General features: G+C 69.1%; 20 protein-coding genes. 16 read left to right on the top strand and 4 right to left on the bottom strand.

Going from position 1 to position 25167, the window contains the following annotated elements:
* Window positions 1-21 precede the first annotated feature (21 nt).
* From EXE58_RS03620 to EXE58_RS03570, 11 genes are all read left to right on the top strand, one after another.
* The gene (locus EXE58_RS03620) at window positions 22-705 is read left to right on the top strand and encodes a 50S ribosomal protein L25/general stress protein Ctc (protein WP_135266616.1); all 684 of its coding nucleotides are present in this window, start codon (window positions 22-24) and stop codon (window positions 703-705) included.
* Window position 706: 1 nt separating this feature from the next.
* Complete coding sequence (gene pth / locus EXE58_RS03615) at window positions 707-1324, top strand: aminoacyl-tRNA hydrolase (RefSeq protein WP_135266615.1); 618 nt, start codon at window positions 707-709, stop codon at window positions 1322-1324.
* 60 nt (window positions 1325-1384) lie between these two features.
* Window positions 1385-2113: a hypothetical protein gene (locus EXE58_RS03610; RefSeq protein WP_135266614.1), complete on the top strand. Its 729-nt coding sequence runs from the start codon at window positions 1385-1387 to the stop codon at window positions 2111-2113.
* Between the two features lie 119 nt (window positions 2114-2232).
* On the top strand, window positions 2233-3111 hold the full coding sequence (locus EXE58_RS03605; RefSeq protein ID WP_208544113.1) for a glycosyltransferase family 2 protein: 879 nt from the start codon (window positions 2233-2235) through the stop codon (window positions 3109-3111).
* Window positions 3108-4079, top strand: coding sequence for a glycosyltransferase (locus EXE58_RS03600; protein ID WP_135266613.1), 972 nt, complete (start codon window positions 3108-3110; stop codon window positions 4077-4079). The genes EXE58_RS03605 and EXE58_RS03600 overlap by 4 nt, the downstream gene beginning before the upstream one ends.
* Window positions 4080-4603: 524 nt before the next feature.
* Complete coding sequence (locus EXE58_RS19645; protein ID WP_208544112.1) at window positions 4604-6082, top strand: hypothetical protein; 1479 nt, start codon at window positions 4604-4606, stop codon at window positions 6080-6082.
* Between the two features lie 437 nt (window positions 6083-6519).
* Window positions 6520-7959 carry a right-handed parallel beta-helix repeat-containing protein gene (locus tag EXE58_RS03590; RefSeq protein WP_135266612.1) on the top strand — a complete coding sequence of 480 codons (1440 nt, stop codon included), beginning with the start codon at window positions 6520-6522 and terminating at the stop codon, window positions 7957-7959.
* A gap of 141 nt (window positions 7960-8100) precedes the next feature.
* Window positions 8101-9585, top strand: a complete 1485-nt coding sequence (locus EXE58_RS19390) for a hypothetical protein (protein WP_167288665.1) — start codon at window positions 8101-8103, stop codon at window positions 9583-9585.
* Between the two features lie 5 nt (window positions 9586-9590).
* Complete coding sequence (locus EXE58_RS03580; protein WP_135266611.1) at window positions 9591-10712, top strand: nucleotidyltransferase domain-containing protein; 1122 nt, start codon at window positions 9591-9593, stop codon at window positions 10710-10712.
* A 96-nt stretch (window positions 10713-10808) separates the two neighbouring features.
* Window positions 10809-12332, top strand: a complete 1524-nt coding sequence (locus EXE58_RS03575) for a hypothetical protein (protein WP_135266610.1) — start codon at window positions 10809-10811, stop codon at window positions 12330-12332.
* Complete coding sequence (locus EXE58_RS03570) at window positions 12322-14199, top strand: asparagine synthase-related protein (protein ID WP_135266609.1); 1878 nt, start codon at window positions 12322-12324, stop codon at window positions 14197-14199. Before EXE58_RS03575 ends, EXE58_RS03570 begins: the two co-directional genes overlap by 11 nt.
* On the opposite strand, the gene EXE58_RS03565 is transcribed toward EXE58_RS03570, so the two are convergent.
* From EXE58_RS03565 to EXE58_RS03550, 4 genes are read right to left on the bottom strand one after another with little or no spacing between them, the layout of a single operon-like run.
* On the bottom strand, window positions 14135-15166 hold the full coding sequence (locus tag EXE58_RS03565) for a glycosyltransferase family 2 protein (protein ID WP_167288663.1): 1032 nt from the start codon (window positions 15164-15166) through the stop codon (window positions 14135-14137). The genes EXE58_RS03570 and EXE58_RS03565 overlap by 65 nt on opposite strands.
* Complete coding sequence (locus tag EXE58_RS03560; RefSeq protein ID WP_244242408.1) at window positions 15163-16008, bottom strand: glycosyltransferase; 846 nt, start codon at window positions 16006-16008, stop codon at window positions 15163-15165. Before EXE58_RS03560 ends, EXE58_RS03565 begins: the two co-directional genes overlap by 4 nt.
* Complete coding sequence (locus tag EXE58_RS03555; protein WP_135266607.1) at window positions 15992-17254, bottom strand: Coenzyme F420 hydrogenase/dehydrogenase, beta subunit C-terminal domain; 1263 nt, start codon at window positions 17252-17254, stop codon at window positions 15992-15994. The genes EXE58_RS03560 and EXE58_RS03555 overlap by 17 nt, the downstream gene beginning before the upstream one ends.
* The gene (locus tag EXE58_RS03550; protein WP_135266606.1) at window positions 17251-18534 is read right to left on the bottom strand and encodes a polysaccharide pyruvyl transferase family protein; all 1284 of its coding nucleotides are present in this window, start codon (window positions 18532-18534) and stop codon (window positions 17251-17253) included. The genes EXE58_RS03555 and EXE58_RS03550 overlap by 4 nt, the downstream gene beginning before the upstream one ends.
* A gap of 331 nt (window positions 18535-18865) precedes the next feature.
* On the opposite strand from EXE58_RS03550, the gene EXE58_RS03545 reads away from it, so the two are divergent.
* The 5 genes from EXE58_RS03545 to EXE58_RS03525 all read left to right on the top strand — a co-directional run bounded on the left by EXE58_RS03545 (window position 18866) and on the right by EXE58_RS03525 (window position 25142).
* Complete coding sequence (locus EXE58_RS03545; protein WP_244242407.1) at window positions 18866-20677, top strand: ABC transporter ATP-binding protein; 1812 nt, start codon at window positions 18866-18868, stop codon at window positions 20675-20677.
* A complete protein-coding gene (locus EXE58_RS03540; protein WP_135266604.1) occupies window positions 20674-21729 on the top strand; it encodes a phosphotransferase in 1056 nt (351 codons plus the stop codon). Before EXE58_RS03545 ends, EXE58_RS03540 begins: the two co-directional genes overlap by 4 nt.
* Window positions 21730-21895: 166 nt before the next feature.
* The gene (locus EXE58_RS03535; protein WP_135266603.1) at window positions 21896-22630 is read left to right on the top strand and encodes a YveK family protein; all 735 of its coding nucleotides are present in this window, start codon (window positions 21896-21898) and stop codon (window positions 22628-22630) included.
* Entirely contained in the window at window positions 22627-24168 is a 1542-nt protein-coding gene (locus EXE58_RS03530) for an O-antigen ligase family protein (RefSeq protein ID WP_135266602.1), read from the top strand. Before EXE58_RS03535 ends, EXE58_RS03530 begins: the two co-directional genes overlap by 4 nt.
* Window positions 24169-24254: 86 nt before the next feature.
* Window positions 24255-25142: a glycosyltransferase family 2 protein gene (locus EXE58_RS03525; protein WP_135266601.1), complete on the top strand. Its 888-nt coding sequence runs from the start codon at window positions 24255-24257 to the stop codon at window positions 25140-25142.
* Window positions 25143-25167 lie beyond the last annotated feature (25 nt).

Genomic DNA, 25167 nt, shown 5'->3' with positions numbered 1-25167 from the left:
ACCCCTCGTCAGGAGAAGTAGATGTCTGCACCCGAGAAGATCGTCGCCGAGACCCGCACCGAGTTCGGCAAGGGCGCGGCTCGCCGCATCCGTCGCGACAACAAGATCCCCGCCGTCATCTACGGCCACGGCAACGAGACGGCCCACGTCACCCTCCCGGGCCACCAGACCATGATGGCGCTCAAGCACGGCGGCTCCAACGCCCTCCTCGCGCTCGACGTCGACGGCACCGAGCAGCTGGCTCTCACCAAGCAGGTCCAGATCGACCCGATCCGCCGCCTCATCGAGCACATCGACTTCGTCGCCGTCCGTCGCGGCGAGAAGGTCACCGTCGACGTCCCCGTCCACGTCGTCGGCGAGGCCGGTCCCGACACCCTGGTGGTCACCGAGAACTCCACCCTGCAGGTCGAGGCCGAGGCCACCCACATCCCCGAGTTCTTCGAGGTCTCCGTCGAGGGCGCGGCTGTCGGCACCCAGATCCACGCCAAGGACCTCTCTCTGCCGTCGGGCACGACCCTGCTCTCCGACGACGAGCTGCTCATCGTCAACGTGACCCAGCAGATCTCCGCCGAGGCCCTCGAGGCCGAGCTGGAGGAGGCCGAGGCCGAGGCCGGCATCGAGCACGACGCTCCCGAGGCCGAGACCCCTGCCGAGGGTGTGACCGAGGAGACCGCTGCCGAGGGCGAGTCCACCGACTCGGAGTGACATGAGCGACCCAGCCGGCGCGACCGGTTCGGACGTCTGGCTCGTGGTGGGCCTCGGTAACCCGGGGCCCACCTACGCCGGCCACCGTCACAACGTCGGCTACCTCGTCGCCGACGAGCTGGCCCGGCGCCTGGGCCCGGTCCCCAAGGGAGGGCCCTGGCGCTCCCACAAGACAGGGCGCGCCGACGTCGTCGAGGGCAGGCTCGGGCTCGGTGGCCCGCGCGTCGTGCTGGCGAGGCCGCGCAGCTACATGAACGAGGTGGGCGGTCCCATCAAGGCGCTGGCCACCTTCTACAAGGTCGCGCCCGATCACCTCGTCGCGATCCACGACGAGCTCGACATCGCCTTCGGGACGCTGCGCACCAAGCTCGGCGGCGGCGACAACGGCCACAACGGGCTGCGCTCCCTGCGCTCGTCCCTGGGCACCGGCGACTTCTACCGCGTCCGTGCCGGGATCGGCCGGCCCCCCGGCCGCCAGGACGTCGCCGACTTCGTCCTCTCCAACTACTCCAGCGCTGAGCGCAAGGAGCTCGACGTGCAGGTGGTGGAGGCGGCCGACGCCGTGGAGTCCCTCATCCTCGACGGCCTGGAGAAGACCCAGCAGCGCTACAACTCCTGACATCTGCCGTCGGCTTCCCCTCGATGGGGGATGAGAGTGCGGCCACGGGCTCCTACGGTCGTGGCTCCACGTGCGATGGGGGAGGCGGGCACGATCGTGACACGGCGAGGCATCCGTCGTGCGGGCGTTGCCGTGCTCGCCCTCGGCCTGCTCGTGACGTTGGCGCTGGTGATCACCAACCTGAGCCTCGCCCGTCATCTGGGCAGGATCGACGGCGCCTTCGAGGGACTCGGCGAGAGGCCGGCGGCGGCGCCCGGCGAGACGATCCTCCTGGTCGGGACCCGTCCCGGTGACGACAGCGACGTCCCTTGGCTGCCCGGCGAGCAGTCGATCGAGGCGTTGATGATCGTGGAGATCGAGGCCCACGGCCGGGAGGTCCGGGTCGAGACGCTGCCAGCGGACCCGACGGTCGAGTCGGCGGTGGTCGCGTCCTCGCCCAACGCGTCGGTGGCAGCAGTGGAGGCGTGGTCGGGTCGACGTGTCGACCACCTGATGGCTCTCGACTGGGGCACCTTCGCCGAGCTCGCGGACGCCAACGGGCTCGATCGCTCCTACCGGTACGGCTCCTCGGCTGCGGTCCAGCACGACTACGTGCGCGACGTCCTGAAGGAGACCCTGCACGTCGAGCTGCGCCGGAAGCCGCTCGCCCTCTACCGCCAGCTGCGAACGACGGCCTCAGGACTGGCGATCGACGACGAGTGGACGATCGCCGAGCTGGACTGGCTGCTCATCTCGTTGCGCAACCTCCGATCGCGCGACATCGACTTCTCCACGGCTCGTCCCGGGTAGCGCTCACCAATATGCGGGAAAGCCCCCGTCGGTCTCCCGTCTCGTCGCCGCACCCCGTGACGATGCTCGCATCGGACGGTGGGGGCCGTCCCCGTATGACTGAGCACAGGGGATCTGACATGGCGGTGGCCAGTGTGGTCATTCCGGCGCACAACGAGTCCGCGAGCATCGCGCGAACCTTGGCTGCCTTGGCGACCGGCGTCGAGCCGGGCGACCTCGAGGTGGTCGTGGTCGCCAACGGATGCAGCGACCGGACCGCCCAGATCGCCCGCTCCGCCAACCCCCCGGTGCGTGTCCGGAAGATCGGCCAGCCCTCGAAGAGCGAGGCGGTGCGGGTCGGCAACGCCACGGCGTCCGTCTTCCCCCGTGTCCACCTCGACGCAGACATCGAGCTGACCGGGGCCGACGTGCTCCGGCTGGTGCAGCCGCTGATCGCCGGAGAAGTCCTCGCCACCGCCCCTCGGCGCGAGGTGCCGCGCGAAGGCTGTTCCTGGCCCGTCCGCTGGTTCTACGACGTCTGGGAGCGACTGCCGCAGGTCGAGAGCGGGCTCTTCGGACGAGGAGTCGTGGTCGTGGGCGAGGAGGGGCAACGCCGTCTTGACGCGCTACCCCGGATGCTCGGGGACGACCTGGCGATGTCTGACGCCTTCGGTGAAACCGAACGGCGCGTCGTCGCGGAGGCTGTCGCCGTCGTCCACCCCCCGCGAACCCTCCGCGACCTGCTGCGGCGGCGCATCCGCATCGTCACCGGCAACCACCAGGCGGATGCAGCTGACGTACGACGCGCCAGCTCGCGCACCAGCCCGCGTGTCCTGCTGGCGCTGGTCGCCGAGCAGCCGCGTCTCGCCGGTCCCGTGGCAGTCTTCGTGGCGGTGCACCTGACTGCGAGGATCGCTGCGCGACGGGCCATTCGCGCTGGAGACTTCACCACGTGGCAGCGCGACGAGAGCTCGCGCATGAAGACCCTCCGGGGTGTCGCGTCAGGAGCACGGTCGTGACCGCCCTCCTCGTGGCCAACGACGGCGGCCACATCATGCAGCTGCACACCCTGCGCCCGCGACTGGACGTCCAGGACGTGGTCTGGGTGACTCCGCGGACGCCCCAGACCGAGTCGCTGCTCGCCGGCGAGGTCGTGCACTGGGTCGAGCCGTCTCCTCCTCGTGACCTGCGAGCGGTCGTGCGCAACGCAGCGCGCTGCCGTGCACTCTTCGAGCGGTACGACGTGTCGCTGGTCGTCAGCACCGGGGCAGCGCTCGCGCTGTCCGTGCTGCCACTGGCCCGGATGCACAACATCGAGACGGTCTACATTGAGTCGGCCACCCGATCGGATGCTCCGTCGGTGTCGGGACGCGCGATGGCCCTCTTCCCAGGGGTGCGCACCTTCAGCCAGTCCACCTCTCTGAGCCGTGGCCGATGGACCTACCTGGCGTCACCGTGGGACCTCTACGAGTCAGCACTCGGCGAGCCGCGACCCATCTCGAGGATGGTCGTGAGCGTGGGTACCCAGGAGGGCTACGGGTTCCGACGTCTGGTGGAGCGGCTCGCCTCGCTGGTGCCTGCAGGAACAGAGGTGCTGTGGCAGACAGGGTGCACCGATGTCGAGGGCCTCGGCATCGACGGGCGCGTCAGCGTCCCCTCGGCAGAGATGGCCAGCGCGATCGCGGAGAGCGACGTCGTGGTGGCGCATGCCGGTACGGGCATCGCCCTCATGGCCCTGGAGAACGGCAAGTTCCCGGTGTTGGTCCCGCGTCGGGAGCTTCACGGCGAGCACGTCGACAACCACCAGCTGGCCATCGCGCTGGACCTCAGCCTTCGTGACCTGTGCGTCTCCCGAGAGGCCGACAAGCTGAAGCTCGCCGACCTCCACTACGCGGCGGCGCGGTCGGTGACGAAGGCGACGGCTCCCTCCGTCCTCGACCTGGTGCCGCGTCCCCGACGCGACTCGAGGGTCCTGCTGCCGACCTGACGCGACGACCCACAGGCAGCAGGGCTGCCTGAGGGCTGTCGTGGCGCGTTTCTGTCCTCCCCCCAATGGGGTATCGCGGCGCAGGGCCCTCGATCGTCAGGACAGGACATTCGGTCCACTGCTCAGGAATACCCAATATGGGTGAGAGCGGGTCTTCGAAAAGACCCTCGGGCAATTCTCCTGCGAATCCCGCACGTCGGCGAGCCGTCGTGCTCGTACGCGTGTCTGAGCGTGCTGAGAGGTGATCTAGGCCTCGCGGGCCCCGTCCGTCCCGACGCTGGGCAAGCCGGGGCGGGCGTGGGCGGTAAGTCGTTTCAGACGTGAATGGAGTGACGCATGGGCTTGAAATGCAGGGTGTCAATCCCGTGGGCTTTTTGGATTGCTCTGGTTTTCCTGCAGATTTGGTCAAGACCGAGCACACTCATTCACAGATGTCACGGCTCCTCGCGGTGCTGTTCATCAAGCGGTTCGGACCGAACGCGCCGGGTCAAACGGCGTGCCAACCCCCTCGGAGGAACATCACCTTGTCCCACTCACAGCGGAAGTCACAGCGCATCCTTGCCCTCGCCGCAGCAGCCCTCAGCGTCGGCGGCCTCCACCTCGCCGGCAGCAGCACCCTGGCAAGCGCCTCGCCGAAGCCGACCACCTCCGGCGGACCCACCATCAAGGGCAAGGTCTTCAAGAAGAACCTCGTGATCACCACGGACGGAACCGTCGTGGACGGCGCGGTCGTCAACGGTTCGATCGAGGTGAAGGCCGACAACGTCACCATCAAGAACACGACCGTGAAGTACTCGGGCTACCACAGCGTCCGCATCTACTCCGGCGCCGACGGCACCAGGATCCTGGACAGCAGGATCAACTGCCAGGAACCTCGCACCAACGGCGTCGTCTTCGGCAACTACACCGCCAAGCGGGTGCGCATCAACGACTGCCGCAACGACTTCATGTACAGCGCCGACAATCAGATCTACGTCGTGGACAGCTACGTCGACGGCGAGCTGTTCGAGAAGCGCGGCAAGCCCACCCCTGGGCCGAAGCCGAAGCCCACGCCGACCGCAACGACCACGCCGATCGTGTCGCCGACGGCCACCGCCACGGCGACTCCGACGGCCACCGCCACGGCGACTCCGACGGCCACCGCCACGGCGACTCCGACGGCCACCGCCACGGCGACGCCGACCGCCACGCCGACTGCGACTCCTACCACCCCGGTCGCCAGCGAGTTCCCGACGATCGCAACCACAGGTCCTCGTGAGACGTCTACGCGCACCACGTCCGGCCTGAGCTCGTCCGCCGCCGGCGAGACGATCTCGCGTGTCACCGTCAACGGTCGGCTCACGATCCGGCACGACAACGTGACCGTGCGGGACGTGACCATCAACGGCACCGGCACCTACATGCTCTACATCACCGACAAGGCCGACGGCTCCTGCCCCACCGGCGTCCGTGTCGAGTACACCGAGATCAACGGCGCCAACGCCGCCGAGAACGACATCCCGATCTACATGGACTGCGGTGGTGTGTTCGACCACGGCCACGTCCACAACGTGGGGCGGACCTCGCGACTGACCAACAACGGCACGGTCTCCAACTCCTACGTCGTCTCCAACCGGACCGGGGACTCGGGCGCCCACCGTGGCGCCGTCGGGACCAACGGTGGCAGCAACAACCAGATCATCAACAACGTGCTCATGTGCGAGGGCACCGGCTGCTCCGCAGCGATCCCCATGTATGGCGACTTCGCGCCCATCAACGGCATGCTGGTGCAGCACAACCTGATGGCTACGACGGGTGGCTACTGCGCCTACGGCGGCTCGGTCAACTCCAAGCCCTACCCCGACGGCTCGAACGTCCGGTTCATTGACAACCACTTCTCGACCCGCTTCTTCGACACCTGCGGTCGATACGGCACGGTGGCGAGCTTCGATGACGGCGTGCGCGGCAACGCGTGGTCGGGCAACGTGTGGCACGAGACCGGACGGGCGATCAGCGCCCCCTGACCTGACCTGCGATGCACGACCCCGAGCGCCGGGGCTGAGGGGCCCAGGTCCCCGGCCTCGGCGCCGGCTCGAGCGGTGCCCCACCGCCCGAGCTGAGCGTCCTGGATGTGTCCGGGCGGAGAGATCCCCGATTTGTGCCTCCGCGACACGGCTCTACCCGATCTTGGGAAGGGCTGAGCGGCGTCGTACGGGCCAGGACAGAGGCGTCGTACGCGGTCGTCCGGGCTGGCGTACCCCACCTGGGGGAGGCCACTCGGTGGGCACCGTCGTCAGTGCGGTTGTGCCTGCGCTCTGTGGGTATCTTCTTCCACGCCCATCCAAGGCCCATCCACGGCCCATCCGACGCCCCTTGTGTGGCACAGGGTCCTCGAACCCCCGAGGCGCGCGGCTGACTCGGTTGCATCGCCTGCCCCGTCGAGCGGAGAAAGAACCCCATCATGCTGAACAGATTCGCCCAGGACACCAGGCGCATGGTCGTCGTGGGAGTCGTCACGGTCCTGTCCGCCGGTGCCCTGAGCGCCGCGGCGACTGCTACCGCCGGGCTCGCGTCCCAGCAGGCGACCGCGAGCGCCGTCGCTCCGGCCGCCACACCCGAGGCCCAGCCCAGGAGAAAGTCCAGGAGGGTCCTCGAGCTCACCGAGGAGGGCAAGGTCCTCGACGGTGCGCGCGTGAAGGGCACCATCGTGGTCAAGGCCGACAGGGTCAAGATCAAGAACTCCCGCGTCCGGGGATCGATCGTGGTCAGGGCCGACGGGGTGAAGATCAAGAACACCACGGTGACGTCACGGGGTCGCCAGGGCATCCGGGTCTCCCGCTACACCGCCGGCACCCGGATCCGGAACAGCACGGTCGCGTGCACGGCGCGCCGGACGAACGGCATCGCCCCCGGCAACTACGTCGCACGACGAGTCCGTGTCAACGGGTGCAAGCGGGCCTTCGTGTTCAGCAGGAAGAATCCTGCCAAGGTGCGCAAGAGCCGGATCAACGGAAAGCCCTACAGCAACGGTGTGAAGTCCCTGCTCCCGCTCTCCCCGCCGACGTCCCCCCCGACGCCGACACCCACTCCGACGGTGACCCCGACCGTCCCGGTCTACGAAGGGTGGCCGACTCCCGAGAGCACGGGGCCGCGCCAGGCCGCCACACACACCACGGGGAACCTGAGCTCCTCAGAGGCGGGTCAGGTGATCTCCGGTGTCACGGTCAACGGTCGCCTGACCGTGCAGCACGACAACGTGACGGTGAGTGACGTGACGATCAACGGCACCGGCACCTACATGCTCCACATCACCGACAAGGCCGACGGCTCGTGCCCCATCGGTGTGCGTGTGGAGTACACCGAGATCAACGGCGCCAACGCCGCCGAGAGCGACATCCCGATCTACATGGACTGCGGTGGTGTGTTCGACCACGGCTACGTCCACAACGTGGGGCGGACCTCGCGCCTGACCGACAACGGCACGGTGTCCAACTCCTACGTGTTCTCGAACCGCACCGGCGGCTCGGGTGCCCACCGGGGCGCTGTCGGGACCAACGGTGGCAGCAACAACCAGATCATCAACAACGTGCTCATGTGCGAGGGCACCGGCTGTTCCGCAGCGATCCCGATGTATGGCGACTTCGCGCCCATCAACGGGATGCTGGTGCAGCACAACCTGATGGCCACCACCGGCGGCTACTGCGCCTACGGCGGCTCCGTCAGCTCCAAGCCCTACCCCGACGGCTCGAACGTCCGGTTCATCGACAACCACTTCTCGACCCGCTTCTTCGACACCTGCGGTCGATACGGCACGGTGGCGAGCTTCGACAACGGTGTGCGCGGCAACGCCTGGTCAGGCAACGTGTGGCACGAGAGCGGACACGCGGTCGGCGCCCCCTGAGGCACCTCGGTCCGACTGACCCCAGCGGACTGTGGTGACCTGGTGTGCTGGCCGATAGGGTCGGCACACCAAGCCAACCGTGCAGGACTCGACAACCATCCCACCCACGCGGGCCTGGTCCACCCGAGCGGAGAAACTCCTGTGATCAACATCGATGGCACGTACCGCAAGGGCGCCCTCGTCCTGGGGGCGGCTCTGATCGCCGCCACCGCGTTCTACGCGAACGCCGCTGCCCCGTGGCAGTCCGACCATGCGGCGACAGGCTCGGCAGCACGTGATGACCACGGCGCGGGGGAGGCCGTCGGGGAGACCATGGAGAGCGTCACCATCACCCAGGACGGGACCGTCCTGGACGGCGCGGTCGTCAACGGCTCGATCTCGATCCAGGCGGACAACGTCACGATCAAGGACACGACCGTGAGGTACTCCGGCTACCACAGCATTCGCGTCTTCCCCGGTGCCGAGGGGACGGAGGTCCTGCGGACCACGATCGAGTGCGGTTCAGAACGCACGAACGGACTCGTCTTCGGCAACTACGTCGCCGAGGAGGTCCGCGCCAACGGGTGCCGCAACGCCTTCCTGAGCGACGCGGCCAACCCGGCCGAGGTCGTCGCCAGCTGGGTCGACGGTGAACCGTTCGAGCAGCCGGCGGCACCGGACAGCCCCCCGGTCGTTGCTGCGGAGGAGCCGAGCGCGACGGCGACGCCGACCCCGACCCCTGGGGTCTCGGCCACCCCGTCCTCGGCCGCGAGCGAGACGCCCGCTCCGGGTCCGACGAACGAGGCTCCTGCCCCGACCGTGTCACCGCCGACGGCGCCGCTCGCCAGGCCGACCGTCCGCCGCACCTGGCCGACTCCTGGCAACACCGGGCCGCGCAGGGCCGCAAAGCGGACGACGAACGACCTCTCGAGCCGGAAGCCCGGTCAGGTGATCTCGCGAGTCACCGTCAACGGACGCCTCACGATCCGCCACGACGACGTGACCGTGCGGGACGTGACGATCAACGGTGACACCACCTACATGCTGCACGTCGAGGAGAAGGCCGACGGGACGTGCCCCCGGAACGTCCGCGTCAAGTACACCGAGATCGACGGGTCCGACGCCGCCGAGGACGACATCCCCATCTACCTCGAGTGCGGTGCAGTCTTCGATCGCGGCCACGTGCACCACGTCGGACGCACGTCGAGGCTCACCGACAACGGCACCGTCAAGAACTCCTACGTGATCTCCAACAGGACCGGGGACTCGGGCGCGCACCGTGGCGCTGTCGGGACCAACGGCGGCAGCAACAACAAGATCATCAACAACGTGCTCATCTGTGAGGGCTCGGGCTGCTCGGCCGCCATCCCGATGTACGGAGACTTCGCGCCGGTCAAGAACATGCTCGTGAAGCGGAACCTGATGGCCACGACCGGCAGCTACTGTGCCTACGGCGGCTCGGTGTCCTCCAAGGACTACCCGGACGGCTCGAGGGTCCGGTTCATCGACAACCACTTCTCCACGCGGTTCTTCAAGACGTGCGGGCGGTACGGCACGGTGGCGAGCTTCGACAACGGTGTCCGCGGGAATGTCTGGTCCGGCAACGTCTGGCACGAGTCCGGCAAGCCGGTCCGGGCGCCCCGCTGACCGGGATGCCTGAAGTGGAGCGGCTGGTCTCCCGCGTTCTGGTCGCGGCCTGCCGAGGCGGTGAGGTCGACGCGCCCCTCCGCTCCTCCGACGCCCCCGAGCTGATCGCAGCGGCACGGTTCCACCGCATCGCTCCGCTGGTGCTGGCAGCGCTGCGACACAGGGGTGACGAGGGCCTGCAACCGCTGCAGCAGGACCGCCTCCGGGCAATCACCGCACACCTCCGGGCCTGTGCCGCGCTCGACGAGCTGGCTGCGCTGCTGGACGGGGTCGACTGGGTCACGTTCAAGGGGCCGGTCTTCTCGCAGACGGTTCACCCCGTGCCCGGCCTGCGCACCTACAACGACGTCGACGTCCTGGTCGCGCCCGCGGCGTTGCGTGAGGTGTGCCGGAGACTGCACGCCGCGGGGTGGAGGGTGGCCGATTTCGAGGACATGCTGCTCGACGAGGAACCGCCGGGGGAGATGCACTGGGTGGCCCCCGGCGGCGTGCTGGTCGACCTCCATTGGTCGATGATCAACATGCACTCGCGCCGCCGGCTCTTCGACGTCAGCACCTCGGCGCTGTTGGAGCGCCGCGTGAGAGTCGCGCCCGGCGTGGGTCAGCAGTGGTGGACCCTCGATCCGGTCGACGCGTTGTTGCACGCCTGCCTGCACGCGGCACTGGCAGGCGCCAACAAGCTGGTCTACCTGGTGGACGTCGACGGGCTGAGCCGTGCGGTGACGGACTGGGACGAGGCCGCAGCGCGCGCGCGGCAGTGGGGCGCGCAGAGCCAGGTCTCCCTCGTCATGGGCCGCGCGAGGCGCGTGCTCGGGACGCCTGTCCCCGCCGACCTGGACTCCAAGTTGGGCGTTCCCCTGCCCGTGCGTGCCCTGATGTCGCTCACGAACAGGACAGCGCCCGTGCCGGACGTGCGCAAGGGCACCGGCTGGAGCCGGTTCATCGCCCGTGCGGTGGGCCCGACCACCGGTGCGACCGTCTGGGCTGCGGCGACCCACGCACTTCGCGGGCTCACCGAGCGGGTGAGAACGCGCCGAGGAGCGGATCGCGAACGGGTCCCCGCCGATGAGCGATCCCTCGAGGTCTTCCTGTCCGCTGTGGAGTCCCGGGCCACAATGGTGGTCTAGCTAGTCCACCTGGGGTAAGTGCAGCCCGAACCCGCCGCCCGACCGTCCGTCCCGGGGTAGGGTCCCGGCACCTTCCTCGGCGACACAGGGGGTTAGATGCCTTCTCCGGCTGCATCGATCGTTCGCGACCCCGCCTTCCGCCGCCAGTTCGTCATGGGACCCGACTTCTCCGACCTCCTGCCGCAGTGGCGGCGTCACTGGGTGGCCAACGGGTTGGCGTTGTCCGTCCATCCCGATCTGCCGGTCACCCGCGTGGACGCCGGCGCCCGCAGCATCGTCCTGCTCGGCTTCGTCCTCGATCCCCGCCATCCCGAGCGCGATGACCAGACGATCCTCGACGAGGTGGTGCGCGAGTCGCACACGTTCGACGAGGTGTTGAGGGCGTTCGACCCGCTCGCTGGTCGTTGGGCGGCCCTCTGGCTCCACGCGAACGGTGCGCATGTCTTCCACGACCCGGCCGCCCTGCGGCAGGTCTACCACGGCCGCGACAGCGCCGGCGCCTTGTGGTGCGGTTCCAGTCCCAGCCTCATCTCCCGGGTGGCGGGTCACGCCGAGGACGTCGTCCACCGCGAAGAGATGGTCCGCGACGGGCTCCTCGACCCGGGCACGACCCATTTCTGGCCGGGCACCGGCTCCTCCTTCGTGGGCATCGAGCGGCTCCTCCCCAACCACCATCTCGACGTCAGGACGGGAGAGGTCCGACGCTACTGGCCGCACGCGCCCATCCCACCGGTCGATCCCGACGTGGCGACCGCACGGTGCGCGAGCATGCTCACCGGCGTGATCGCCGCGGCTGCCGAGCGGTACCCGCTCGCCCTGGCGGTGACCGCCGGCTTCGACTCGCGCATCCTCCTGGCAGCCTCGCGCCCCCGCGCGGAGCGGCTCTCGTTCTACACCCTCAAGAAGGTCGGCACGAGCCGCCACGGTGGTGACGTCCGGGTGCCCCACCAGATGTTGCGGAAGGTCGGCCTCCGCCACCGCGTGATCCCGGTCAGTCCGACGCCGCACGGGCAGGTGTTCGACACCATCCGCGACACGTTCGTCCCCTGCCACAGGTCGACGGCCAGCTCCGCACAGGCGTTGCACGACCACCCGCCTCGCAGCGAGGAGAGCTGGGTGACGATCAACGGCAACGTGTCCGAGGTGACCCGACGGCGCAACCCCTACGCGCGCCTCTCCGCGACACCGCCGAACTTTGCGCGAGCGGCGAGGATGAGCGGGAGTTCCCTTGCGATGGAGCAGCTCGCGGCGTGGTGGGCCGGTGCCGTCCCCGCGGTCGAGGTCTCCGGCGTCGACGGGTGGGACCTGTACTACTGGGAGCAGCCCATCGGCGGCTGGCTGGCCACCGTGCGGACCGAGTTCGACGTGGTGGAGGAGGGGCTCACGCCGTACAACTGTCGCTCGTTGCTCACCACCATGATGGGGGTCGACTCCTCCTTGCGGGGCGGACCGGACTTCCCCTTCCACCGTGGTCTCATCGCCCACATGTGGCCCGAGCTGCTCGACCACCCGATCAACCCCCCTGTGCTCCGCACCAGGGTGAGACAGACGCTGCGAGGGAAGCTATTGCACAGATCACGCCCCGGCGAATCCTCTAGCGTGGGTCACCGTGTCCCATGAAATCCTCCTCCTGACCGGGTCCCCCGGTGCTGACCGGCACCAGCGACGCCGCCGTGTCCTGGAACATGCCGCCGCACAGGTCCCGGCCGCCGCGGCATGGCAGGTCTTCGAGGACGAACGCACGGCCCTCGCACTCGTGGAGACGAACCCCGAGGGCGGCACGACTGCGATCGCCGAGCGGGGGCCGGACGGCGGCCTGGTGGTGGTCGTCGGCCTCTCGTCCGAGGCGGCCCGGGCCGCGGGGGACTCGGTGGCGGGCCAGCACAGCGGGGCCGAGCACGGCCACGTCAAGGTCGTGCTGGGATCGCACGGTGAGATCGACATCTCGACCGACGGCACCGGCATCATCCCGTCCTTCTGGGCGGCTGGACGCGGAGAGGTCGCCTTCTCCACCCACCTGGCCTCCCTGGTCAGCCTCGGGGTCTCTCCGACGCTCGACGAGATCGGGTCCCTGGAGTACCTCGTGATGCTCCAGCCGCTCCGCGCCCGGACCGTGCTCGCCGGCGCCTCGCTCCTGCCCGCCGGCGGTCGCCTGCACGTCACACCCGGGGCCGCGCCGGAAGAATCGGTGCGGGGTCTCTACGTGCCGTCCGAGGACCGTCTGGGCGACGACGAGGCCGTGCGCGAGTTCGCCGCGCTGTGGTCGACCGTCACGCGCGACCTCCTGGACCGCGCCGGGTCCGAGCGGCTCGCCCTCGGCCTCAGCGGCGGACTCGACAGTCGCGCCATCGGGGTCGAGTGCGTGCGCCTGGGCCGACGTCCGCATGCCTTCACCTACGGCTCGTCCACCTCACGGCCGGCCAGGGTGGCGACGGAGGTGGCTCGCATCCTCCAGCTCGACCACACGGTGCTCCCTCTCCAGCAGGACCGCCTGTTGCCTCGCCCGGTCGAGCTGGCAGGGCTGCTGGACGGGGCTCACAGTCCTGCGGAGATGTACGAGCTGTGGTTCGGCCCCGCGCTCAAGGAGTTCGCCGACGTGGTGGTCAACGGCCACGGTGGTGGCCCCCTCTGGGGGGACGAGAAAGCGTTGGGCATCAGCGACGAGGCACGTCTCCTCGACACCCTCGAACGACGCTTCGGCGGTGAGGTGGACGGCGTCGCTCCGTTCCTCGCCGACGGCCTCCGGGGCACGGCGCGCGCGACGTTCCGGGGCTCGTTGCGCGACTCCCTCGAGCCGTGGACGGCCCTGGACCGGCCTGACGTCGTGTCGTTCTGGAACGTCAACAACCGCCAGTTCCGCTGGGGCAACATGCTCGCGACCGCGCTGCGGCGCTCGGGGTTGCGACTCGAGGCGCCCTTCATGGACTCGCGCTTCCTGCAGTTCAGCGCGCGACTCACGCCTGAGCAGCGCAGGAACGGCCGGTTGTACCTCCGGATGCATCGCGAGGTCTTCGCCGAGACCGCTGACGTACCTCGCTCCGACGACGGCAACCCCCCGCGGCACCTCAGCCACCTCTACTGGTCGGGGGAGTCGTCCTTCGCCCACCAGTTCACGCGGTTCGCGCGCGAGCACCCGATCAGTGCCGCGCGTCGTGCATCGAGGAGGTTGCAGGGCAATCTCGCCCATCGCGTCGAGCACTCGTCCGCGCTGGCACGCCCGGCCGAGGCACACCTCTCCAACAGCTCGATCTTCGTCGCTGATGTCTGGCTGCGCACCGACGACGCCTACCGGACCCGCCTGCGCGACTTCCTGGACAGCGCCCCGACTCCGCCGGTCCTCTCGGCGGCGTCGGTGAAGCGGGCTGTGGACGAGGTCGCCTCGGGTCGGGCACGGGGCGGAGCCCTCCGGCTGGCCAGGATCGCTACGTTGCAGGCGTGGAGCCAGGAGTTCGACCGACGTGCCACGGCACTGGCGTCCGTGCGATGAGGGCCGGCGTGGTGTCCGCACCCGTCTGGTCGGGTCCGAGCCGGAGTAGCACTTGGGTGGCCAGCCGGCTGCGTGGGCGACCCAGGAGGGCGCGCACGCTCTCGTTGGCCAGCACGACGGCCCAGTAGACGACGCTCGGGACGAGCGCGTGGCGCTTGCGGTAGAGGCGCTGGCGGTTGACGGCGACCAGGGTCCACAACTCGGGTGAGGACTCCATCTCCCCGCCGGGATGGGTGACGCTTGCGGCTGTCGTGAGCTGGACGCGAAAACCCTCGTCACGCGCGCGCAGGGCGTAGTCGGTCTCCTCGGAGTAGAGGAAGAAACGTTCGTCCCACGAGCCGACGGCGTCCAGGACCGCTCTCGAGAGGAACAGTGCGGCGCCGGTGGCCCAGTCGGCGGTCGCGCCCTCGACGTACTTCGAGGAGTCCCGGACCTGGTCACCCAGCCACGGATGGCGTGCCGCGCGGTGACCGCCGAGGACGGCCTCGCCGGCGGCACGCAGGATGGTGGGCTCGCGTCGCAGCGAGAACTTCACCTCGCCCGCCTCCGACAGCACCGTCGGGACCGCGATGCCGACTTCGGGGTCGGCCTCGACGACGGCGAGGAGGTGCGCCACGCTTCCCGGTGAAGGGACGGCGTCGGGGTTGAGGACGTAGACGCCACGGCGCGCCGTGCACTGCCGCAGCGCCAGGTTGATGCCGGCGGCGTAGCCGACGTTGCCCGGTGCGCGCACCACGGTGACCCAGGGCGCCACCTCCTCGATGGTGGCGACGGTGTCGTCGCTCGAGGCGTTGTCCACCACGACCACCCGCGAGCCGGGCACACCGACGAGTGCGGCAGGGAGTGCGGCGAGGAAGGGCTCGATCACCGACGCGCTGTTGTAGGTCACGCACGCAACGACCACCTCGGCGCTGGGGTCGTCAGCCCCGGCAAGACCCGTCGGCTGCGGGATCGTGCGCCCGCTCACCACTTCGCCGGCCTCCCGGCGGCGATGCTGACCCGGCGCCGGAGGGACTTGGCCTTCTTGCGCCACCCGGAGTAGGACCGAGGGTCGAGGGACGCGGTCTGGAGCACGATGGCGCTCTGCACGAGCTGCGCTGTCCACTGCTCGACGGTGCTGACCCCGTTGGCCTTGGCGGACAGGGGCATGCGGTCGAGCAGGTCCTCGTCGTCGTGGATCAGGGTGTGGGGGGAGCGGGGGTCGTCCATGTGGTCCTCGGGGACGAACGGGTGGTAGAAGCCGTTGACGGCGCCCGCCCGCGCCGCGCGGATGCAGTAGCCGGTGAACGACTCGTCCGGTCCCAGCGGGCCGTGCGCCTCGGTGAGCGCCCGCGGCATGAGGTAACCGCTGCCCTGGACCCACAGGTTGCGCATCAGCGAGTGTCCGCCGGCGTACTCCTTGATCTTGCGCTGCGCCAGCTCGGGGCGGAAGTCCTCTGCGGGGTGCCGCCAGCTGCCGATCACGCCGAACTCCGGATTGGCGTCGTGGGCCGCGACGAACGTGTCCAGCCATCCGGGCGACACCAGGCAGTCATCGTCGACCTTCGACACGAACCGGGCGTCCGAGCCCGACCACAGCCAGTTCGTCGGCTCACGCAGGCGCACGTTCTCGCGACTGTGGTGGAAGCGCGCGACGCGTGCGTCCTGCCGATAAGGGCGGATCGCCTCGAGCGTCGCCTCGTCGTCGCCGTTGTGCCACAACCACACCCGGTCGTCCGGGCCCAGCGTCTCGAGCAGTCTCGGCAGCGAGAGGTGCACGTATCCCGCACTGCGGTAGGTGATCATGACGATGTCAGCGCGTGCGCCCACGGGACCCCACTTCCCTCGGTTCGAACTCAGGACGCTTCAAGCCCCGGACGAAGATGCGTCGAGCGGTGCCCAGCGTGGAGGTGAGCTTGGCGCGTAGCGGCAGCTTCCACCACAGGCGGAACGACGGCATGCCCCGGAACCGCGGCGTGGGCATGCCGAGCAGCCGCATGCTCTGGACGCGGCCCCACACGGCGCCTCGGGTCGACTCGAGGTTGGGCTGGGAAGCCGGCAGCTTGTCCATCGAGAGCGGGGCTCCCTCCAGGGCGCCACCGGCCAGCGCCGACTCGAGCAGCCGACGGCCCCGCTCGGTCCGGACCACGACGAGTGAGCGGCCCCCCTCCTCGTCGGTGACGGGCCGGTACCAGGGGTCGCCGATCGAGAGGTCAGCGAACTCGCCGGTGTGGTCGGGGCAGATGAGGCATCGCCACTGCCGGTGCTTGGTGAGCTTCCCCCAGGAGTCGGCATAGCTCGTCGAGGCGCGTCGGCCGTCGTGGGTCTCGACACGGAACTCACCTGGCCAGCCCTCGCCGCGGTAGTCCAGCCGCTTCACCGTGTCGGGGTCGATCCCGAGGTCGGCCACGACGCTCCTGGTCGCCTCTGTCGACGGGGTCCCTGCGCAGAAGATGCCGAGCGTCACGGCCACCTTGTCGGCGAGTGCCGCGCGTTGCTCGGCAGCCTTCCGGGTGCCAGCGATGTCGCAGGGCTTCCCGACTACGACGCAGGGACCTTCGGCGTCCTCCACCAGATCGAGCCGCTCGCAGGGACTGGCCGGTGAGTAACGCGAACCGGTCGCGGTGACGATGTCCTCGCGCGAACGGTTGAGGACCGTCTCGTTGCGCAACGGGTCCTCCTGTGACGCCCTCACCTGGAGGGCCCCGACCGCGATGCCCGCCTCGATCGCGTGGGCAGCGAGCGCGCTCACCACGCCGCCCGAGGAGCCACGGTGGCGCAGGACCGGGTCGGCCGCCCAGCACTCGTACAGATCGAGGACCGGGCCCCACTCGCCGTGGAAGGGGGCGTCGTCCAGGCTTCCGACGGGATGGCTCAGCTCGCGTCCGGGGCAGGCCGCGACCCCCGCTCCCGTCGTCGGACCTGTCACGCCCACGATCGGGAGAGGGCGACGACCCACGTCAGGGACGTCGGCCATCTGGAGCCTGTCGGGGTGCAGGTGTGCACAGACACCGCAGCCCGTGCACAACCGGGCCTGCGTGATCGACTCGATGCTGTCGGGGAGGCGCCCCATCATCGGCGCAGGCTCCTGCGGTCAGCGGGATCGTCACGGCGCGCGTATGCGAAGACTTCACGAAGCTGGCTGCGCGAGCGTTCGACCGTGGACGTGGCGTGCTCGGAGAGCAAGGTCGCCGTGCGCGCACGGGAGTGATAGCCGGCCAGCAGCCGCTCGACCGCCTCGGCGCCGGACACGTCGCGTGCGTCGACGCACTGGTCCTCCACTCCGCAGGTCTCGAACACGCCGCGGGTCTTGTCGCTGTAGGCATAGGCAGCCACGGGCGTGAGGGTCGACAGAGCCGCGATGGTCGAGTGCATCCGGCTCCCTGCGAACCAGTCGAGCTGCGAGATGCACCACTTGACCTCTGCGGCGTCCAGCTCCGGCGAGAGGACCGTGGTCCGGCGTACCTGGTCGGTGCCGAGGCGCTCGCGCAGGCGCGTGATGGCGTTGACGTCGCTCTCACCGCCGCCTCCGGGGACGTGCACGTGCGGCACGAGGAGGACGTGGGTGCCGGCGTCGACCAGGGACGCGACCAGCGCAGTCATCGTGTCGAGGTAGTCGCCGGCCAGTCCGAAGCGATCGTGCGCCTCGCGGTCCAGGAGCAGGCCGCTGACGTTGACACCCACGACCGGAGACGCCGCGAGCTGTTCCACCTGCGTGGCCACCTCGGCTGCTGGCTTGCGTGGCTCGAGAGCGAAGGCGACGTCCACACCGTCGCGCAGCCGAGAGGGGTCGACGTCGTCACCGGCGAGCTCGAGCAGCTGCTCGTAGCTCCAGGGATCGCGCGCGTAGGCCAGCGCCGAGGCTCGGACGAGACGTCTCGCGATCGCGCGCGCCTCGGGGGTGGTGAAGGGCCCGTAGGTCTGAGGCAGCAGGATCAGCGGGCGGCCCGCCCGCAGTGCAGCCTCCTTCGGAAGGGTCACCGTCCGCAGGCGCGTGGGGCCGTACAGGTCGGTGAAGCTGTCGCCGGCGCTGAGGTCGAGGATCGCGTCTGCTTCCCGGAACCGACGGGCGACGGCATTGACGGCCGGAAAGGTCGACTGGGCGGCCCTGACCTGGGCCCAGCTCTCCGGGCGGTGCCAACGGCGGGACTGGCGTACGCCGACGTACTCCACCGAGCCGCCGGGATATCGCTCGCTCGAGTCCGGGCGCACTCCCCAGCCGTCGTCGAGGATGCTCAACCTGCCGCCTCTCGCCTCGCGTTGGACCGCGTCTGCGACGGAACGGCCGAGCGCCTCCACGCCGCGGTTTCCGTTGCCCACGGCGGCGCCCGCCAGGACAAGCCGAAGTTCCCCCATGTCGAGATTATGGCTCTCGCGTCAGTGGTGGGCGATGTTTGCCCGCGTCCGTGCAGGTCGTGGACTAGACCATCCGAACGCCGTTGTAGCCCATTTTGAGCATGCCGGGTCTCCCTGCGGCTACGCCATCCGGGCGGGACTCATACTGATGCGCGGTCGTGGCTCGCACATGAGTCGGCGTGTCAAGGGGGGCTTCAGGTTGGACTCTGGCGGATCGCGGATCCTTCCAACACTCCCGCGCGACGAGGCGAGGCGCGATGGCCCCTCCGGCACGACGGTGGTCGGCCGCGTCCGATCCGGAGAGACGACCCCCCCGACTGCGAGGCAACCAGTGAGCACCAGCGCCTTCGCTGTCCCGGCACGGGGAAACAACAAGGGCCTGCGCGCGCTGAGGAGCGTAGGCGTCGCGTGGCGCCGACTCTCGCCCTTCTTCCGCGGCTCCCGCCGGCACATCATGCTGCTCGTCGCGCTTGCGGTCTCGGCTGGCTTGGTCGAGGCATCCGTCCTCGCGCTGGTCGCGACCATCGCCGTGGCGCTCTCGACCGGTGGCGGAGAGGTTGCGCTCCACGTCGGCCCGCTCGCGGCCGATCTGTCCCAGTCCGGAGCCCTGGCGGTGGCGTTCGGACTCACCCTGGTGCGCGCTGCGCTGCAGCTCGCTCTTGCCTACCTGCCTGGACGCATGAGCTCCCAGGTGATGGCCGACTTGCGTGTGGACCTGTTCTCCGCCTTCACCAACAGCGCCTGGTCCGTCAAGGCCCAGGAGGGTGGCGGAGCATTCCAGACGCTCATGACCCAGAACGTCACGTACGTGGCGCTGGCAGTCATCAGCCTGGCGAACGGCGTCACCGCCACGATCATGTTCACGATCATGATCGCCGCCGCGCTGGCGCAGAGCTTCGTGGCTGCGAGCCTGATGGCGATCGGGGCGTTCGTGCTGTTCTTCACCCTCCGCCCGCTGTCACGGCTGCTTCGGCGGTTCGCCAAGCGCCTGAGCAGAGCTGCGATGCGCTTCACCGAAAGCGTCCAGGACATCATTGCCGTGGCCGAGGAGACGGAGGTCTTCGGTGCGACGGAGTCCTACGTCGCCGCGTTCCACGACCAGGTTGACGCCGTACGACGACCGTATGCGAGGACGCGCTTCCTGTCCGCCGCGATGCCGGCGCTCTATCAGAGCGTCGCCCTCGTGATGCTGGTGCTGGCGCTGACGGCGGTTGCGCTCGCCGAAGTCGGCAACCTCGCCGGGCTGGCAGCGGTGATCTTGCTGCTGGTCCGCGCTCTCACCTACGCCCAGCAGATGCAGGCCGCGATCACCAGCATCGACGAGCGGTTGCCATTCATGCACCAGATCCTCGATGCCCTTGATCGCTACCGACGCAACCCTCAGCAGGACGGCACACGGGATCTCGACACAGTGGCCTCGCTCTCAGTGGAGGACGTGTCCTTCGGCTACCGAGCCGACACCGAGGTTCTTCAGGACGTGAGCTTCGGCGTGTCCCGTGGAGAAGCGATCGGCATCGTGGGCCCGTCGGGTGCGGGCAAGTCATCCGTCGTGCAGCTGATCCTGAGGCTGCGCGAGCCGAGCTCGGGGAGGGTGCTCGTCAACGGCCAGGACGTGCGCGAGATCAAGCGTTCCGCGTGGCGCAAGAAGGTTGCCTACGTGCCCCAGAGCTCACAGCTGGTCCGAGGCACCGTCCGGGACAACATCCGCTTCTACCGTGAGTGGCTCGACGACGAGCAGGTCGAGCGTGCAGCCCGGCGCGCGCACATCCACGAGGAGATCATGTCGTGGCCCGAGGGGTACGACACCATGATCGGCCAACGGGCCATCTCAGGCGGTCAGCGGCAGCGCGTGTGTCTCGCCCGTGCGCTGGCGGACGAACCAGAAGTCATGGTGCTCGACGAGCCGACCAGCGCACTCGACGTCCGCTCCGAGGAGGCGGTGCGCCAGTCGCTCCACGAGGTCAAGGAGGACACGATCCTGGTCCTCATCGCACACCGCCTCTCGACGCTCTCCATGTGCGACCGCATCGTCGTCATGGTCGACGGCCGCGTGTCAGCCGTCGGTTCGCACGCCGACCTGGTCGAGAAGAACGACTTCTTCCGTGAGGTCAATGAGATCACCCACCGGCAGGTCGCCCAGTGAAAGGCGTCGATGCGGATGCCGCCCGTGCGCTCATGGAGTTCGGCTTCACCGGTGCGGAGGCCGCCAGCCTCGAGCAGCTCCCTCGAGGCATCAAGAACCTCAACTACAAGGTGCGGGCCTCGGGGCAGGACTGGGTGCTCAAGTGCCATCAGGCTGCCGGAGCCGCCGAGCGACTCGCGTCCTCCCACCGGATGGAGCTCGCCCTGGGCCAGGCCGGCTTCCCGGTGGCGCCCCTGAGGCGGCTTGAGTCGGGAAGGACGATCGTCGAGACACCGACGGGGGTCTTCACCCTGCACGCGTGGGTGGAGGGGCGCCAGATCTCCATCGACCAACGCGAGCAGGCGCTGTCCGACAAGCCCGCCCTCGTGGAGGAGCTGGGAGGTCTCCTCGGCGAGCTCCACCGCGAGGCAGCTGGTTCACTCGGCCACGGCAGTGGCAACGGCCAGGCAGACGTCCTCGCACGACTCGCGGCCCCCAGCGAGATCGCGGCGCGTGTCCGCCGGGGTGGCACGCTCGGCACGTCCAAGACACTGAAGATGCGTCTACGCGGACCGAGGAATGAGTTCGAGAGGTGGATCCTCGAGGTCCTTCCCGACCTGTTCCGACGGGCCGACCGCCTCGCCTCGCCGGAGGTCGCCTCTCAGGTCGACGGCGGTGACGTGGTCGTGGCACACAATGATCTCAACTGGGAGAACGTGGTCCTGAGCCCGTCGCTCGACGTCCTGGCGGTCCTCGACTTCGACAATGCCTCGGTGCTGCCGCGCGCACTCGACGTCGGCGCCGCCGCTGTGGTGCTCGTCGGTGTCGAGCCCTCCAGGGTGGAGCGCTTCTCGAGTGCCTATGCGCAGGCTTCGGGGGTCTCCGTGGAGCGCTCTGCCCTCGCACTCGGCATGCAGTGGAAGTGCGTGCGATCGATCCTGTGGACCATTGATGCCTACGCGAGCGGGAAGGTGGGCAGGTCGGAGCTGGCCGCCACCTGGTGCGGGCACCTCTACGACAGCGCGCAGACGCTGCCCCTGTGGGGAGGGCCTCTGAAATGCGAAGAGGCATGACCCTCGGCCGTCACCTCCGATCCCTCGCTGGAGGGCGATCGGGTCGGCCGCTCGATTATGCTGGACGAGGCCATCGACCGACCTCGCCGGCGCCGGACACGGCACACTGGAGGTCGCGGACGCGGAGACCGCACGGGCGGGTCACGTGGTGAGGGAGACGAGCAGCTTGGACGTCTGGGGAATCACGGTCGCGGCTCTGCGCCGCTGGTACGTCTTGCTGCCGCTGCTGGTGCTGACGGTTTTCGCAGCCCTTGCCGTCGGACGAGGCATGCAGCCGGAGTACGAGGCAGTCGGCGTCGCCGTCTACACCCCTGGCAGCGGACTCGTGGTGACCGAGGAGGACGTGGAGATCCGCAATCCCTACGGCTCCCTCGACGAGGCCAACACGATCATCGGCATCGTGCTGGACGGTCCGGTCGCGCGCAGTGAGATCGCGGCGATGGGACTGGACGAGGAGTACGAGGTGAGTCCCGGGAGCCGTAGTGCCATCATGCAGTTCAGCGTCCGCGCCGACTCTCCGGAGGTGGCCATCCGGACTGGCGCCGCGGTGTTCGAGATGGCGGCGACGGAGCTCAGGACGAGGCAGGACGCGGCCAACGTCCCGAAGAACGCCCAGTACGGCATCCAGGTCCTTCAGGCGCCCTACATCGAGGCCGCCGTCACGGACGGAAAGCTGCGCAACATGGCCATCATCGTGGTGCTCGGTGGCGCCCTCTCGTTGTTGATCGCCGTCTTCTTCGACGACCTGGTCGGACTGGCGCGCCGTCGGCGCGAGCGCCGGAAGGTAGGCCAGGTCGCGAGGCGCGAGGACCGCCCCGCCTCGGGCGACGCGTCTGACGAGTCCCTGCCCCCCCGGCACCAGTCCACGACTGCCGAAACGGCCATCAGCGACGCGCGATGATTCTTCCGAGTGGCGCGGTCCGGCCACGACCCGGCGCGAGTGACTGGCAGCCGGTGCTGCTCAAGGTGCCTGCCCGGTTGAGTCGGACGATCAGCGGCTGGAGCCCGCTGTTGTGGCGCAAGTGGCGACTGACGACCTTCACCTTCCTGGCGACCTTCCTCGTCCTCCAGTTCCTGATCCCTGCGCGCATGGTCATCAGTGGCATGGGTGCGGCCGGCCGGCCGAGTGCGGCTGTTGGGTGCCTGCTCGGGTTCTTGTGGCTGGTCTCCGCGTTCCGCCCACGTGGACTGCCCCGAGGAAGCCAGCCGGTCCGGTGGGTCGTCGGGCTGTTCGTGGGCGTGCAGCTCCTCGGACACGTCGTGGGCTTCGACAGGTTGCCCTCGCCCGTCGAGGCCAGCGCAGGGACGCGGTGGCTGATCTTCGTGATGTCGATCGCCGGGGTGACGCTGGCCGTAGCCGACGGCGTGGTGTCCCGGGCGGCCCTGGACCGACTGCTGAGGACCATGGTCGTGCTGGCGTCGATGATGTCGATGGTCGGGATCCTGCAGTACCTGCGCATCGTCGACCTGACGAGCTACATCCGGCTTCCGGGCGTCCAGCTCAACTCGGACCTGATCGGGGTCTCGAGCCGAGGGTCCGAGGACTTCGCACGAGTGGCCGGCACCGCGACGCACTACATCGAGTACGGCGTCGTCCTGGCCCTCATCCTGCCGGTGGCACTGCACTACGCCTTCTTCGCCTCACCCGGAGGCGCCAAGGTCTGGAGCTGGCTCCTTGCCGGGACTGTGGCCTTCGGCATCCCGCTCTCCATCTCACGCTCGGCGACCTTGACCCTGGTGGTGGTGCTCTTCCTGCTCGCGGTGGTGTGGCCCTGGCGACTGCGATACAACGCCTTGGTCATCGGAGTAATGGGCGTGGTGGCGTTCCGCGCGATCAACCCAGGAGTCCTGGGAACCATCAGGGCGTTGTTCGCCAACGCGGAGAATGACACGAGCGTGACAGACAGGATCGCTCGTACGAGCTACGTGATCGACCTGTGGCAAGAACGCCCCTGGCTCGGTCGAGGAGCGGGGATGGTCATCCCGGAGGAGTACATCCTCTTGGACAACCAGTGGTACATGACGCTGCTCGACGGTGGAGTCCTGGGTGTTCTCGCGATGGCTCTGTTCTTCCTGGTGCCCTACTTCATGGCGCGCAGCATCAGGCTGCGCGGCCTGGACGAGGAGACACGGCACCTCGGCCAGGCTCTGGCCGTGACCATCCCGGCGGCGATCATGTCAGCGGGGACGTTCGACTCCTTCTCGTTCACGACCTGGGTCGGGGTGATGAGTGTGCTGATCGGCGCGATAGGCGCCCTGTGGCGTCTTGACGGGACGACGGTGACGCGCCCCTTGCAGCTCGGGGTGCCCTCGGACTCCTACGTGACCACGCCTCTGTTCGCCCAGGCACGACGGCGGATAAGAGGCGCCTGGTCTGCTGCCGAGCTGCGGTCGCGGTCCTCCGCGACGACCCCCTCGGACGGGAGGGGCGACTCGTGACCGGGCCGCTACGCGGGGAAGCGAGCGGTGCACCGGTATCGCGGGCTGTCCTTGTCCAGCCCGTGCGCGCCCCCGAAGATGTCCGGATGGAGTCACTACCGAGCGTCTCGGTGATCGTCCCCGTGCGTGATGATCCCCGGTTGGCCGACTGCCTCCAGGCACTCCGGTCCCAGACCTATCCGGCGGACCTCGTCGAGGTGCTGGTCGCGGACAACGGCAGCAGCCCACCCGTGTCGGAGTCGCTCGGCCCGGAGTGCCCGGCCCGGTGCGTGTGGGAGCCCTCCGGCGGTTCCTACACGGCGCGCAACGCTGCCGTCGCCGCCAGTCGGGGCGCAGTCCTGGCGTTCACCGATGCCGACTGTCTCCCGGCGAGCACGTGGTTGGAAGAGGCTGTGAGCTCGATCGTCGGCGGAGCCGACATCGTGGCCGGCCGTGTCGAGGTCTATGCGCGCGACGATCGCAAGCCGCACCCGGTCGAGGCCTACGAGCTGGTGCAGGCCTTCCCGCAGGAGGTCTACGTCCGCCGCGGGGGTGGTTCTGTGACCGCGAACATGTGCACGACGCGGGCGGCGTTCGACGCAGCCGGACCGTTTCGTCCTGAGTTGATGTCGGGTGCCGACATCGAGTGGTCCCAGCGAGCGAACACCCTCGGCTTGCGCACCGTCTATGCCCCGGCGGCGGTCGTTCGGCACCCCGCCAGGAGCTCCTACCGAGAGTTGAACCGCAAGCTCGAGCGGGTGATCACGGGAAGGCACGAACGAGACAGGCTCGACGGTGGGCCGGCTATCGCCCCATGGCCGACGCCTCGGTCGATCGTCCCGCCGCTCGGTGCCTTCCGCCGTGTCCGTGCCTCGTCGTTGCCGACGGCTCGAGCGCGGGCTGCCTACGTGGTGGGGGAGTTCTACCACCGCTACGCGGCCGCCTGGTACGTGCTTCGGCTCGCCCGGCGAACGCGGGCGAAGGGCTCTACGTGACGCTGTCCGGCTGAGCTTCCCGACG

Origin of the sequence: Nocardioides seonyuensis (assembly GCF_004683965.1) — a bacterium.
Taxonomy (GTDB): Bacteria; Actinomycetota; Actinomycetes; order Propionibacteriales; family Nocardioidaceae; genus Nocardioides; species Nocardioides seonyuensis.
Note: the sequence above shows the minus strand (reverse complement) of the source record. Positions and strands in the feature narration are given on the sequence as shown.